Raw genomic sequence first — 15,128 nt, forward strand, 5'->3', positions numbered from 1 at the left:
AAAACCGTGTGCATCATATTGTTCCCGAATTTATTCGTCAAGATACTAAAAGAAATCTATCACAAATTATCGTATAAATTTTATTGTATAAATAACGTATTTTTTAATTTACATCTTTCTTAAAAAGATATTCTGAGCACCTAAACCGATTTCACGACAGCACCCGTGAATGTATAACGAAAAGTTCCCGTGAATGATATAAAACTCATAGAACAGCCACTTTTACGCTTAACAAAAGGTGTAAACTGATACCATCTTATTTTCCAGCTCCCAATGTTATATCAATTCTAGTTTTGAAAGAGAACATAGAAAGCTAAAAACAGTATGAGAGCGTTGTTTTGTTCCTTTTATTCAAATAAACTTGCACTTTTTATTTTATGAAAATGATTAATGGTTTTTATATGATCCTATTCGCAAAGTATTTTACATATGCCATCACAGAACCCATCACTCAATGAGCTTGAGGGTATTAAGAGAGGTTCCTTTAAATACGATAAATCTAAAATTTCAAATAGGTCAAGCCAATAGAACACAATAAAATTTAAATAAAATCACCATACTACTTTATACAATTTTAATCCACTTTTTTGAATTTCGCCCTTTACAATTGAATATCGGTAGATTCAGCAAATATTTTTGCTTTTTATTTAGACAAACTATCGTAAGCAAAAGCGCTTATTCATAATCTTTATTTTTATAAAACGATAATTTAATGCTTCTTTTCAAACGAGCATCATAATTGTATTTCCCTACCCTCATATTTGCATCTATTCTTGCATTTAAATAACCCATTAAGAGGATGATGTACTCTTTCTTAAATACTCCTTATTAAACTCTTCTCATAACATGCAAATAAATGATCTTTATCAAGATGAGAGAACTCTATTCAATAGCGCTCATGGTAAATGATTATCAATAAAATTAAAACTTTAGCAAATAAAAATTTTTTCTTTTATGAAAAGAACGATCATTGAAAAAACTTATTTTTAAGATTCTTAAGTATAGATTTCATCACTTAAAAAAATTAAAGAGTTATCATTTCTTTTTGGAACGTGTCGCAAAAGGATTATCAGAGGCTCGTAATGATATGCGAACGGGTATACCAGACATATCAAATGTTTCACGTAACCCATTGACAAGATAGCGCAAATACGACTGTGGCATACTTTTGGGGCGCGAGCAAGAAATCATAAATCCAGGAGGACGTGTCTTAACCTGTGTGATGTATTTAACCTTAAGTCGACGTCCAGAAACCGCAGGAGGTGGATGATGTGCAACAACAGTTCCAAGCCATTGGTTCAATTTAGCCGTCGAAATGCGACGATTCCATACACGGTGCATCATCATGACATTTTCCATCAGTTTATCAATCCCTTGACCATATTGTCCTGATAAAGGAACAGCTCTCAAACCACGAACTTGAGGAAGAAATCGCGCACATTTTTCATGCAAATCAATCAATGTGGTCTGACTATTTTCAATAAGGTCCCACTTATTGAAAGCAATAACTGGAACACGCCCTTCACGAATCACAAGATCAGCAATTTGTAAATCTTGCTTTTCAAAAGGTATCGTTGCATCAAAAACAATGACCACCACTTCTGCAAAACGAATAGCACGTAAAGTATCTGCAACAGATAGTTTTTCTAATTTTTCTTGAATTTTCGATTTTCGACGTAAACCTGCAGTATCAAAAAGTTTAATATGACGACCACGCCATTCCCAATCTACAGAAATAGAATCACGCGTAAGTCCTGCTTCTGGTCCTGTTAACAAGCGCTCTTGTTTCAACATACTATTGATAAGAGTGGATTTTCCTGTATTGGGACGCCCTGCAATTGCAATCCTAATGGGCTTACTTTCATCGTAAATAAGCTCTTCTTCTTCCAAATCGTTTACATCATCACCAACAGATGCAAGCTGTATCGTAATATCTTCTTCTTTGTTGTTGCCAAAAGCATGCTCTGACCCCACAGCATCTATAATTGCATCACGCAGATCACTAAGTCCCAAACCATGTTCAGCCGATATTAGGCACGGCTCCCCCAAACCTAATGACCACGCCTCATACTCTCCTCCTGTTGCCGCTCTTGACTCAGACTTATTAGCAACAAGCACAATTGGCTTTCCTGATTTGCGAACCAATGAAGCAAAATTTAAATCACTTGGTGTTATCCCGCTCTTTGCATCAAATACAAATAAAATAAGATTCGCTTCATCAATCGCAGCTTTTGTATGAGAACGCATACGCCCCTCAAGTGTATGATCACCTGCTTCTTCCAGCCCAGCCGTATCAATCACATCAAAACGTAGATCTTGAAGTTTTGCCGCATGAATACGTCGATCACGTGTTACACCAGGCTTATCATCAACCAAAGCCAATTTTTGCCCAACCAAACGATTAAATAGTGTTGACTTCCCAACATTGGGACGACCAACGATAGCAATGGTAAGGCTCATCGATTTATTCCTTATTTGCCTTGCCCTCAGCTTGTATCAGCTCAAGCATTATTCGAGCCCGATCTGTTATTTTTGAACCCAAAGCACCTTTTTCAGAAATTTTCTTAAAATAATAAACCGCCTCATCCATTTTATCCGCCTTATAAGCAGCTAAACCTAAAGCCTCTCTTGCAGACATATGCATAGGATCGGTATCACTTGTCATATCTTTGATACGCTTTTCAACATCAGCTAATGTCCCTGTATCAACTAGGATATAAGCCGCCCGAATTTTTGCAACTTTCTGCAAAATCTCTGGTGCTTTCTCATCCGCTGCAACAGAATCAAAAATCTCCACTGACTTAATAATGTCACCCTTCTCCATGAGTAAAGAAGCCTCACGTAAACGAGCAAGAAAAGGATACCCCCCAAAATGAGAGGTTTTAACAGTTTCTAATTGCTTTATCGCTTTATCAAAATGACGTGTATCCGCAAAATCAAGACTTTTTACAAATGCATCACCAATATAACCGGCTTTCTTTATTTGCTGATGATGGTAAATTTGATAAGCAACTATCATGAGTATAAAAAGAATAGCTGCTCCAATAATTGAAAAACCATACCGCCTCCAAAAAGCAAGCGCCTTTTCCTGACGAAATTCTGCATTCACTTCAGCAATAAAACTATCATACGACATATATCATACCTTGAAAAAAGTTACTTTCCCTGTGCTTTTACGCATAAATGGACAAAGATGGTAGTCCTAATTAACTAAAAATCTTTAAATTGCTCGTTTATTTATTTTAAATCAACATGTAGCCAAATCAATCGGATTTTTGCAACAGTCTTAATCGAAAATGATGTAACCGCCCTGTTTGCTCACATTACAGCTTTTATATATTGTTTTGAGTCTTATAAAAAATTCACTGTTTTAATATTTATCATGATTGCCTATCATCTCAAGCGGACTTTCTCCCCATTATATAGAGAGATAATCTTTTAAAGTCTTCAACGCAATCGTTGATAATATTGGATTATAGAATTATAATAGAAAAGACAATTCTTTTAAAAACTTGAACAAAAAATAAATTTCCACGAATACCTACTAAAACCAAATAGATGAATCTTATCTGTATCAAAAATACCGAAGTACCATAATAAAAGTGTGGTATAATTTCAAATCTTCAGTTAAAGCTCTTTATACAAAATGTATCCCTTCAACTTATCTTCATACGATTAACAACCTTTTGTAATTGATCCTTAAAGTTTCTAAAAATATCCTATTGTAAGGGCCAAACCCACATAAGCATTGGAACAGCAATAATAACGATCAACACCGCCAATGGAGCACCCAAACGTGGATAATCACTAAAACGATATCCTCCTGGTGCCATCACGAGCATATTACTTTGATGTCCAATAGGTGTAAGAAACTCACAGCCCGCACCAATTGCAACAGCCATCAAAAAAGCTTCAGGCTTATAATGTAGGGAATGAGCAAAACTTGACGCAATTGGTGCTACCATCATCACTGTTGCTGCATTATTCAAAAATGGCGTGACCAACATAGCTGTCACCAACATAAGTGCTAAGGCACCAGATGGCGGGAAAAATATTGCCAATTGGCTCAGCCATTGACCAATGAGATCCGTACATCCTGTTTTCTCTAACGCTTCACTTACTGGAATAAGAGCCGCTAATAGTACTAATATTTGGCCATCTAATGCCTGATATAGATCACGCGCGGGCAAAACGCGAAAGATAACCATTGCAGCAGCAGCAGAAAAAAAAGAAAACGCAACGGGAACAATATGAAAAGCTGTAAAAATAATTGCTATAAATAAAACAGCTAAAGAGATGAAACCATGTCGTAAATTTCCAAACACAATATTTCGTTTTGCTAGGGGCAGGCATTTCAATTCTCTTAATAAATTTGGAATAACTGCATCCTGTCCTTGCAAAACAATCACATCGCCAAGATGGAAAATAATATCATCAAGTCTTCCCCGCACCCTTTCATGTTGACGACTTAATGCAAGCAAATTTACATTATAGTGATCAAATAGGGAAAACTCTTTCGCACTAATACCAATAAGAGGTGAATTATGGGTGATGACTGCTTCAATAATATCGATGTCACTGTCCTTATCACCTGCAGCAATAGTTCGCCCCTTAGAAAACTCTAAACGAGCAGAGTTCATCACGCTATCTAACCCTGTATGCGACCCTTCCAGCAAAATAATATCATTTTCAGACAAAACAAAATCTGGTAACGGTGAAATAGATACTTTGTTTCTGATGATTTGAATCACCATAACGTCACCACTTGATGGCTTAACCAAATCAACAATATTTTTCCCTATAATCGGTGAATTTATTGGAATACGCACTTCTGCAACATAATTACGAATATCAATGGCATCATCAAATGATACACCTGAACGCACACGTACAGGCAAAAGCCAATAAAAAAAGACTAAATATACAACACCAGCCGCCGCAACAACCGCACCAACTGGTGTAAAATCAAACATAGTAAAAGGTGTTCCTGCTAAACGTTCTTGCATCGCTGAAATAACAACATTGGGAGATGTTCCTATCTGTGTCATAAGCCCCCCCAACAAAGAACCAAAGGCCATGGGCATCAAAAAGACAGAAGGAGAAACCTGAGAACGACGTGCAAACTGAAAAGCTATCGGAAGCATAATAGCCAAAGCACCAATGTTTTTAACAAACATTGATAATACGACAACAGAAAGAACTAAAAAGGCTAATTGAAGACGCACAGATTTCACGTCTGGCCATATCCGTTGAATAATAAATTCCATTATACCAGAGCGCGATACGGCCGTACTGACAACAAACACACTCCCCACGATAATAACAATATCATTACTAAAACCGCTAAAAGCTTCCTTCGGACTGACAAGACCAAGAGCACAAGCTATTAATAACGTACAAATAGCAACAAGATCATAACGAAATCGATCCCAAATAAAAACAACCATCATGAGACCAATGATCGAAAAAGCCATTATTTGATTTTCTGTCATAACACTCACCTCTCCCCATTAAATTATAATGCACAAAAACATATTTTTTATGTTTTAAATATTCCTATAAACAGCAGCAAGATAAAAACAGACATCGGAATATTTTAGGATAATTTTAAAATGATAAAAAATTATGATGCGCATAAACTTACCTCTCCTTATTATGCGTTCTTTTCTATAAAGAGCTAAACTCAAAGAAAATTGATAAAAGTTGATAAAGCTATATTGCAAAAAAGATGAGAATAACTCTAATATAGAGAGTAGATAATTGTTGAAACTGGTACACGCTATATTTAAACCTTTGTCGTTGCTTAAAAGAATTTATCTTCACTCTCAATTCAAAGAGTGATAAAAATGAAAGAAGAAAGAATGGTCAATCTTAATAGTGGGTATCAAAGTAACCTCAGATATTGGCTCACTTGCATTATTGGATTTGTTGCTATCTTGGCAATTATAATTGTTGGTGGATTTTATATCGCAAAACCCTATCTTGACAGTTTTGTAAAACAAGAAATAGCCCGTCGTGGCATAAAAGCCCGAACATCTGAAGTAAGCATTCTAGGTAGGGTCAATTTGAAGAATGTGACATTACCTGTTCCAGCTGGTACATCACTTAGAATTGGTGCCATTTCTGCCCGTCCTCCCCTTTCCTTTATTCCCGGAACTTTTACATTTTATAATGTTGATTTAAAGCATAATAATATTCATGTGCAAATTCCCCAAATTTCTCTTCGGAGTGTATCCTTAAAAGAAAAAGATAGAACGATAACATCACGGCTTTTACAATCAATGATGCGTATTGAGCTTTCCTCAATTATTGCTCCCAATATACAACTTTCTATAGAAAATAAAAACAACCGAATAGAAACGGTTGAAGTCAAGAATTTCCAGCTTTCTGATTTTAAAAATGGCCATATCCGTTCAGTTAGTATTAAAAATATGGATCTTAAAACAGTTGCAGTAAATGGTGCCAAACAGATGCAGCTTATGGCTAAAAGTGATATAATAAAAGCTCATGATATCGACATCAACTATGCCTATTCTATCATTTTTGGAAAAAACAATGCTCTCAACCAAGGTAAAACCGTTACTGGCCCCATTTCTCTGAATAATGTAAGTGTCGATGTTTTAGAAGAAGCGGAAAAAAGCAGTTCTTTCTTCCTCGGACAGTTTAAAACATCTGGTTTAAAAATGAAGCCGCTTGAACAAACTCCTGAAAAATTGATCAAAGCTTATCTTAATGCAAGAAAAGAGAATAATAAAACCGCTGAAAAAATAGCACAAAATGGTCTTCTTCTAAACATACTGCTCGCCATTACCTCAGCGGATGCCAAAATTGATAATATCACCGTTGATATACCGCAATTGAAAGCAACACTCGAATCACTCCAATTTAAACCAACCTTGTGGAAACAACCTATCCCCAAAAAGCTTTTTCTTTCTCTCAATAACCTTTCCGTTTTACCTAAAAAAATGAATGAAAAAGACTTAGAGTTTCTCAAAAATCTGAACTTTGAGCGCTTTGACATTTCAGGAAAAATTGATATTTCTTACGATGAAAAAAAACGTATGCTCCTTCTTGATGCAATGTCTTTCAATATGAAAGACGTTGGATCTGGGAACATATCGGCTAAGGTTATTGATGTTGATGAAACGCTTTTTTCTGGTCAGCAAAATGTAATGATTGCTGCTTCTCAAGACTTTGGCATCAATGAAATTGATGTGCAATATAGGGATGCAGGTTTCATTGATAAGCTTTTTTCTTATCTTGCGCAAAATCTTAATGACAACCAACATGATCTTAAAAAGGAACTCTATGACGATTTCTATCTAATGATGACGCAAACCCCAAAAATGCTGCTAAAAAATCATGACGAAGCAGAAAAAATTTCAAAATCCTTAGGGGAATTTGCTAAAAATCCACAAACATTGATTGTTAAAATTAAAGCAAAAGATAATAAAGGGCTCACAATGGTTGATCTCGAATCAGCTCTACAAAATGATCTATCCAAGGCTTTAAACAAAGTACATCTCACTATTAAAAATGAAGCATCACCTTAAACATTTTGTGCTTTAAATATGATGATCTTGTCTATAAATTAAGAACTTTATTCCTCTTTTTGCTTTTATATGATACAGAAGGTATCATATAAAGTCATTTACACAGAGAATATAGAATCCTAAAATTGTCGATGCTTGGAGTTGTTCATGTCTGATTTATCTTCAAATCGCCTGCCTAATCGCGCTTCTCGTGTCACCAATCAAGCGCTTTCTGCGATCGAGCGTTTTCTCCATATTGAAGCTCTTAGTGGTATTGTTCTTTTATTAGCTGCTGCTGCTGCACTTATTTTTGCCAATTCTAAATATGCTGCTTTCTATGAATCTTTTTGGCATACACCTCTTGGCTTTAATTTGGGTCATTTCACTCTTTCATGGGATTTACATTTCTGGGTTAATGATGCTCTTATGACTATTTTCTTTCTCGTCGCAGGAATGGAAATTCGACGCGAAATTCATGAAGGTGCTCTTGCCGATTTTAGACAAGCAATCTTACCAATTGTTGCCGCAATAGGAGGCGTTTGTGTTCCCGCAATTATTTACTTTATCTTCAACTTTAACGAGGGGCATATACGCGGTTGGGCGGTGCCAACAGCAACAGATATTGCCTTTGCTCTAGGTATTCTTGCTCTTCTTGGAAAAAAAATTCCTTCTAATCTTCATATTATTCTTCTATCATTAGCGATTATTGATGATATTATCGCTGTTCTTATTATTGCTTTTTTCTACTCAACAAACATTGATCCTAGCGGTTTAATGATTGCAGGAGCAGGTATTGCTTTGGTGCTATTTTTTCAGTGGATCGGACTTGCATCAGCATGGCTTTACATTTTACCTGGTGCAATCATCTGGTGGGGTTTAATGGTAACAGGTGTTCACCCATCACTTGCTGGTGTAATCTTAGGAATGATGACTCCCGTTCTTCCTACCCGTACTCTTGTGGCGCCACTCACCATGCTCAGTAACGCTATGCAAATTCTTCAAGAAAAAAATACAAAAACAGATCTGCATCATATTTCAACCGCATTGAAAAAAATGCGCAAAGGACAACGGGCCATGATTGCTCCAGTAACACGCGTTCAAAAAGCGTTGCATCCATGGGTTGCATACGGTATCATGCCGGTCTTTGCCTTCGCAAATGCAGGAGTAAGTTTTGCAAACTTTGATCTTTCTTCTGACAAATCATTCTTGATTGTTTTGGGTGTTGTCATTGGTCTTTTCGTTGGTAAGCCTCTTGGTATTATCACAGCCAGTTATATAGCCGTAAAATCAGGGCTATGCCGCCTACCCCCTCATATGACATGGACAGGTGTTTTACTCATTGGTTTTTTAGCAGGAATTGGCTTTACAATGTCTATCTTTGTTTCAATGCTCGCTTTTAAAGATATTATTCTGCTTGATGCTGCAAAAATTGGGGTCCTTTGTGGCTCTGGTTTATCTGCTCTTATCGGTCTGGGATATGGATTTATTTATATTAAGCGCAATAAAGGAATTTCTCATAGTTCCTAACAAACTAACTGAAAATACATTTTTATGCAAAACTCTTAAAAAGTGATTTTGCTCATTTGTTGGATTCGGACAATATTTAATGTGAAATCCGTTGTCTCACCTCATCTTTACACTTATGAAGGAGAAAACTAATATCATCATACTATTTACTAGTCTCTAATGTCGCAACACCTTTGACACTTAAGAAGATTCATAAGAAATATTTTTATTCCTTTCTTCAATAATCTTTTATTCATACACTAACTCCAATCGTGATATACACAAGAATGATTTTAATTGTTTCAATATAAAAGGCTTCGTGGTTTCAGAGAAGCTGCCCTTCGTCGGGAAGTTATTCACTATAAAGAAAAATTTAATTATTATAAATCAATATCTTATGTTTAATTATACGAAACAGATAAGAATAAGCAAAATTCTGTAATCAGTTAAGTAATTCCATGGCTTATTTTTTCCCAATAAACCACCCTCCTCGTTACTGATTTTATTGCCGGTATTCTAAAAAACTTTAATTTTTATCTTCTTAAAAGGCACATTATTTGAAGAAAGAAATAAGAATGCTTCATATCAACACAAGAGCTGTTCAACACGAAAACTAAAAATAAAATGATGACGACCAACTGACACCTTTGATCTAAGTAAAGGAGATGGTCCCCAATAAATTTTACGTTACGCCATCCACAAGCGCCGTAATGGGCTTGGGGAGAAATATTTCTTTAAAACAAGCGCGTAAATTGGCAATATAATAGCGTTTTGTTTTACGTGAAAGGCATATACGATTTAAATAACGCAATAAACAAAACGTGAACCAATATGTAATATCCATTATTTCAAAGATATTTCTGTCAATATCTTTGAAAGTTGTAAAGCAGAATTAAAAGGAAGTTGTAAAATGGAAACTAGTTTTCACTTTTATGGCTTCATATTCTCCCCCAATTAGGTTTTATCTCCATTTCAGAGATTCCCCCAACAAGTATACGCAACATCCTTGTTCCTATCTGGCATACAAAAACAGGAGTTGCTCGTAGTCCCCTTATCCGTCTCAATATATATATATCGTCAAACGTGCATCTGCGCTGACATTAGATATTGATACAGGTAACAAAAAACAAAAGATTTATTTGGAATAACAACGTCATAAAATCACTACTCGATTGACAATGGAGAGAAAAAATATCCTCGTTTTTTATCATAGACACATCGCTTGTCTCCCTCCATGAAAGAATTAAACTTGAAGCATTCTTCCATAGGGAGCACTCTAGTTTACGTAATTAACTCGCGGGAAAAAAGAAAACCCTAGTCATTTAGACTATTCTAAAACATACGATCAGTGGAAAAATAAAGCATATATATCGTTGCACTCCCCTTTTCTCGCTCTTACTCGCTCTTAGTTGATATTTATTTTCTTTTTGTTTACAGAGTTAGCTCTATATTTCTTGATACCATAAAATAATCTTTACAGATAATTTAAAAAACAATATTTCCGATACTTTCGAATTATACAACGCCACATTAAATACAATAAGAGTAAAATAATATTTATAAAAATATCTTTATTGGGAATAAGTGTATTAATTACTGCACTTTGATAACATATCTTATATTCACTTCAAATGGATATCCCCATTCGAATGCATTATGCTATTAAAAAGTAATTACAAAACAAGAGAATACGTTTCGCATTCATATACTGAATAAAAACAAATTGTGAGAAAAAATATTTAACAAAATTAGAATAATAAAAATGGCTATATTTCTTACAAGAAGAGTTTTAATTACAAAAACAACCATTTGAAAAATATGTAAACATGATAAGAAACTAGCACGATATACGGCACAAACGAAAGAATGTATTTCATGCGTGAGTGGCAGTATGACAAAGAAAATACTTGTAATAGAGTAGTTAAGGGAAGAAAGTTAACCTAAAGAACATATAGAGGTATCGAAAACTCTGAAAATCTTAGTCATAATTCAAAAAAAGATAAATAGACATGAGAAAAAATTTAAGTAATAAAATCATGAAAGCAGCACGCTATAATATTATCATTTAATTTTGATCTATCGTTACATGATTTTATGAAAAGTGCTTCTGAAGAGCTATAAGCCGTAAACGCATAAGATATAGTAATTCTGCAACTTATAGCGCAACATAAATATTGTCTATAAAGATATATTTTTATTGCCTCATAATACGGAAAAAAATAAATTTACAAGATACACGTAAAGCCATAAACAACCATTTGAGACAAGCTAAATATCTCTAGAAAGTACATCTTCGATTCTATTTTTGATAATTCCGTCACTAATCCAATGAGCTCAAATTTCTCTAAGATTTATAATATTAAATCTGTATTCACAAGGCTGTCCCTCATGTCACATGCATCCTTTGAATAAACGCAGTGCATTGTTCCTTATTCTATTAAAGGCTTATATTGTGAAGACTTCTCTATCCCTCTCTATAGGCTTTAAAACGTTTATAGACGGCATATTTTATATCCCTTCTTAAACATTTTTACCTAAACATCTTTCTCTTGTCATGTATAAGCAACCATTTTTAAATTCATCATGAACAAATTTAAAATGAGAGAGTTTTGCTGTATTAAATATTCTATTTAAGTTAAAAATATAAATTGTCCTTAACAAAAATTATTAATATATATTAAAGCGTTATGTTATTGAAACTTTGTTGAAACTAAAAAATGCTTATCCCTTATCAAGTGCATAAACAGCATGTAATGTTCTAACCGCAAGTTCAGTGTAAGCACTATCAATCAAAATAGAAATTTTAATTTCTGAGGTCGTAATTGCTTGAATGTTAATACCCTTTTCAGCCAAAGCCTTAAATGCTGTAGCGGCAACACCTGCATGGCTACGCATTCCAATACCAATCACAGATACCTTGGCAAGATCACTTTCAAATTGGAGAACATCAAATCCAATTTCTTTGCGATTCTTCTCAAGAAGTGCAACGGCTTTTTCTACATCTGATGATGGTACAGTAAAAGTCATATCAGTTTTTGAGCCATCTTCAGAAATATTTTGCACAATCATATCAACATTAATGCGCTCTTCAGCCAAGGGACCAAAAATTGCTGCCGAAATCCCTGGACGATCGGCAAGCCGACGAAGGGAAATTTGCGCTTCATCCTTAGCAAAAGCAATACCAGTAACATTTTGTTGTTCCACGATTTCATCCTCATCGCAAATAAGTGTTCCAGAAGAACTCATTGGATCCTCCATGCCTAACGCATCAGGATCCTCAAAACTTGAACGCACAAAGGTACGAACCTTATGAACCATTGCCAATTCAACAGAACGAACCTGTAAAACCTTTGCACCAAGAGAAGCCATTTCCAGCATTTCTTCAAAAGCTACTTTTGGTAAACGACGCGCTTTCGGTTCTATACGTGGATCCGTTGTATAAACACCATCTACATCCGTATAAATATCACAGCGATCAGCTTGTACAGCCGCGGCTATAGCAACAGCACTTGTATCTGATCCCCCACGCCCTAAGGTAGAAATCCGGTTATCTGGAGCTAACCCTTGAAAACCAGCAATAACGGCAACCTGACCTTCCTGAAAACACTCGATTAAAAAAGATCCATCAATATCAGTAATACGTGCACGTCCATGCGCATTGTCTGTATGAATAGGAATTTGCCAACCAAGCCATGAACGTGCATTCACACCCATTTCTTGAAGTGTCAAAGCCAACAAACCTGAAGTAACCTGTTCACCAGAAGCAACCACAACATCATATTCACGAGCATCTCTATGCTTGGAGGAAGCATCACACGTCCACTGAACAAGCTCATTGGTTTTACCAGCCATCGCAGATACGACAACGGCAACCTCATTGCCTGCATCAATCTCTCTTTTGACATGCCGTGCAACATTATGAATACATTCAATATTTGCTACAGATGTTCCACCGAATTTCATGACAATGCGCGCCATTAATAACACTCTTACCTTTACATCTCTTATCTCAAACGGTAATGAGAATTAGATGCTGTATCAACTAACCATTTTCTCGACATAGCGAATATCTATCATTTGTGCAAGTTTCATTATGATTATATTAATTTCTCTTGACTTTGTATAAAATCTACTGGACTTGATCATTAAAAATAAAAGGCAGGCAACATGATAGATGAAACACAAACAACTATTGATCAAAGTGAAATTGATCATTTTTCACGTATTGCTACAGAATGGTGGAATCCACAAGGAAAATTTCGACCTCTTCACCAATTTAACCCAACGCGCCTTGCTTACATCAGAGAAAAAATCTGTTTAGAGTTTAATCGTGACCCTTGTTCATTTACGCCCTTTGATAATTTGAAAATTCTTGATATTGGCTGTGGAGGAGGCTTGTTATGTGAACCAATGGCACGTCTTGGCGCTATGGTCGTAGGCGTTGATGCTGCACAAACAAATATTGAAGTCGCAAAAACCCATGCAGCTCAAAATGATCTTTCCATTGATTACCGCACGATGACAGCAGAAGCTCTTGCCAATGAAGGAGAAAAATTTGATATCATCCTTAATATGGAAGTTGTTGAACATGTCGCTGATGTTAATCTCTTCATAGCAGCCACAGCAAAAATGTTGAAACCACAAGGGTTAATGTTTGTCTCAACACTCAACCGCACGTGGAAATCATGGGGGCTTGCTATTGTAGGCGCTGAATATATTCTACGTTGGCTTCCTAAAGGAACACATGATTATAAAAAATTCCTAAAACCTCTAGAACTTAAAAATTTCTTATCAAAAAACGCCCTAACTATCATTGATGAAATAGGGATTACTTATAACCCATTAAACGACAGCTGGAATCGCTCAAAAGACATGAGCGTTAACTATCTCCTTCTCGCAAAACGGTCTTAAGGATATGTAATTTACAAATATTATACGCCTTGTAATAAAGAATTGAGCTTTCCCTCAGCCTCTAAAGCATAAAGATCATCACAACCGCCAACGTGATAATCACCTATAAAAATTTGTGGAAATGTATTACGTCCATTTGCACGCTGTACCATTTCTTGGCGAAGGGATGTGGAAGCATCAATATCTGTATACTTTACGCCTTTTTTATTAAGCAAATCACGTGCTTTTGTGCAATAAGGGCAGTTAGGGCGTGTATAAATTATTATCTCTTTCATAGTATTATCCTCCAATATTTTTTAATAATATTCACTTTAAATTCCTCTTACGAGGAGGGAAAAATAGAATCTTCTTTGAGAACACGCGAAAATGTTAGCACATCAACCTGTCGCGCACCTGCATATTTTAATGCAGCAGCTGCTGCTGTAACTGTTGCGCCTGTTGTAAATACATCATCAATCAGCAAAACAGAACATCCTTTGAGATATTTTTTAACCTTATGCGAAACCTTAAAAGCATTTTTTACGTTCAGTTTTCTCTCTCTCGAAGAAAGACTAACCTGCGGACGGGTATGCCGACAACGAACAAGCCAACTCGGTTTTAAAAGCTTTTTTTGTGCTGCTGCAATATAACGCGCAAGCTCAGCAGATTGATTATAACGTCTCTCCCAAAAACGACGAAAATGCAATGGAATGGGAATAATAACATCACAATCATCAATAACCTCGCGTCCAGCAAACATCATCCAGTTGGCCATAAATGATGCCAATTCTATATGATCACCATATTTTAAGCGCGTTACTAAAGCTCGTGCAAGCCCTTTATGAACAATAGCAGAACGGACACGTGAAAAAGGATGAGAATTACGAAGCGCTTCACCACTGAGAAAACCATCCCCCATATCACAAACAAAGGGAGTCCCCATAACAGGACAATAAGGTTTAGTAATAAATTGAAGGTCTTTCCAACATTCGGAGCAAATCGTGCCATAAGTAGAAACATTTTGCTTACATCCAGGACAAATTGGTGGATAAAGCACCGTTTTCAAGCGTTCAATGAACTTACTTAGTATATCCCCACTACTTAACGCCGCTTCTCGAAAATACAACATTATAAATTTAGGCTTTTACAAGTTTCCCTCAGAACAAAAGTTCTTTTGTATTTCCTCAATTTATAATTTTA

9 protein-coding genes are annotated in these 15,128 nt (G+C 35.7%); 3 read left to right on the top strand and 6 right to left on the bottom strand.

Annotated elements, in window-relative coordinates; translation table 11 throughout:
- Positions 1–1,035: 1,035 nt before the first annotated feature.
- The 3 genes from der to ACFIJ8_RS01200 form a co-directional block, all read right to left on the bottom strand.
- Positions 1,036–2,460, bottom strand: a complete 1,425-nt coding sequence (gene der, locus ACFIJ8_RS01190; RefSeq protein ID WP_375638713.1) for a ribosome biogenesis GTPase Der — start codon at positions 2,458–2,460, stop codon at positions 1,036–1,038.
- 4 nt (positions 2,461–2,464) lie between these two features.
- Positions 2,465–3,136, bottom strand: a complete 672-nt coding sequence (locus ACFIJ8_RS01195; protein ID WP_012754797.1) for a tetratricopeptide repeat protein — start codon at positions 3,134–3,136, stop codon at positions 2,465–2,467.
- A gap of 583 nt (positions 3,137–3,719) precedes the next feature.
- Positions 3,720–5,492, bottom strand: a complete 1,773-nt coding sequence (locus tag ACFIJ8_RS01200; RefSeq protein WP_375638715.1) for an SLC13 family permease — start codon at positions 5,490–5,492, stop codon at positions 3,720–3,722.
- Positions 5,493–5,846: 354 nt separating this feature from the next.
- On the opposite strand from ACFIJ8_RS01200, the gene ACFIJ8_RS01205 reads away from it, so the two are divergent.
- Together ACFIJ8_RS01205 and nhaA are read left to right on the top strand one after the other, a co-directional pair.
- Positions 5,847–7,553: a hypothetical protein gene (locus ACFIJ8_RS01205; protein WP_375638717.1), complete on the top strand. Its 1,707-nt coding sequence runs from the start codon at positions 5,847–5,849 to the stop codon at positions 7,551–7,553.
- Positions 7,554–7,700: 147 nt separating this feature from the next.
- Positions 7,701–9,059, top strand: a complete 1,359-nt coding sequence (gene nhaA / locus ACFIJ8_RS01210) for a Na+/H+ antiporter NhaA (protein WP_375635794.1) — start codon at positions 7,701–7,703, stop codon at positions 9,057–9,059.
- A gap of 2,700 nt (positions 9,060–11,759) precedes the next feature.
- Here the strand turns inward: nhaA and ACFIJ8_RS01215 are convergent.
- The gene (locus ACFIJ8_RS01215; RefSeq protein ID WP_012754793.1) at positions 11,760–13,016 is read right to left on the bottom strand and encodes an aspartate kinase; all 1,257 of its coding nucleotides are present in this window, start codon (positions 13,014–13,016) and stop codon (positions 11,760–11,762) included.
- Between the two features lie 189 nt (positions 13,017–13,205).
- On the opposite strand from ACFIJ8_RS01215, the gene ubiG reads away from it, so the two are divergent.
- Positions 13,206–13,949 carry a bifunctional 2-polyprenyl-6-hydroxyphenol methylase/3-demethylubiquinol 3-O-methyltransferase UbiG gene (ubiG, locus tag ACFIJ8_RS01220; RefSeq protein ID WP_375628238.1) on the top strand — a complete coding sequence of 248 codons (744 nt, stop codon included), beginning with the start codon at positions 13,206–13,208 and terminating at the stop codon, positions 13,947–13,949.
- A 20-nt stretch (positions 13,950–13,969) separates the two neighbouring features.
- Here ubiG and grxC read toward each other — a convergent pair whose 3' ends face one another.
- On the bottom strand, positions 13,970–14,224 hold the full coding sequence (gene grxC, locus ACFIJ8_RS01225; RefSeq protein WP_273787883.1) for a glutaredoxin 3: 255 nt from the start codon (positions 14,222–14,224) through the stop codon (positions 13,970–13,972).
- Between the two features lie 47 nt (positions 14,225–14,271).
- Positions 14,272–15,057, bottom strand: a complete 786-nt coding sequence (locus tag ACFIJ8_RS01230) for a ComF family protein (RefSeq protein WP_375638719.1) — start codon at positions 15,055–15,057, stop codon at positions 14,272–14,274.
- Between the last annotated feature and the right edge of the window lie 71 nt (positions 15,058–15,128).

This window comes from Bartonella sp. MF74HXZ (assembly GCF_042194445.1).
Classification (GTDB): Bacteria; Pseudomonadota; Alphaproteobacteria; order Rhizobiales; family Rhizobiaceae; genus Bartonella; species Bartonella grahamii.